The organism is Microbacterium sp. GbtcB4, assembly GCF_019091465.1.
Taxonomy (GTDB): Bacteria; Actinomycetota; Actinomycetes; order Actinomycetales; family Microbacteriaceae; genus Microbacterium; species Microbacterium paraoxydans.
On sequence record NZ_JAGXJJ010000477.1, the window covers coordinates 1 to 240 of the forward strand.

The 240-nt window shown below is 77.5% G+C and carries 1 pseudogene; it reads left to right on the plus strand.

The features are described 5' to 3' along the window. Window positions 1–44: 44 nt before the first annotated feature. A pseudogene (locus tag KVS71_RS18530) lies at window positions 45–240 on the plus strand (mannitol-1-phosphate 5-dehydrogenase); the annotation flags it as partial.

The window sequence follows — 240 nt, forward strand, 5'->3', positions numbered from 1 at the left end:
CCGGCCCAGGAGGAACCGACCCCGCCGTTCCCGGGTCCCGTGCGGTGAACACCCGCACGAACCCCGCCGTGGGGGCGGAGGAGGTGGCGTCGCCCGACGTCGTCACGACCGCCGTCGGCCCCACGGTGCTGCGGTTCGGCGCCCCGTCGATCGTCGCCGGGCTCGCCCTGCGCTCCCCCGAGGCCGCGCCGCTGCAGGGGATGGCCTGTGGGAACGCCATCGAGGCCACCGATCGCCGGC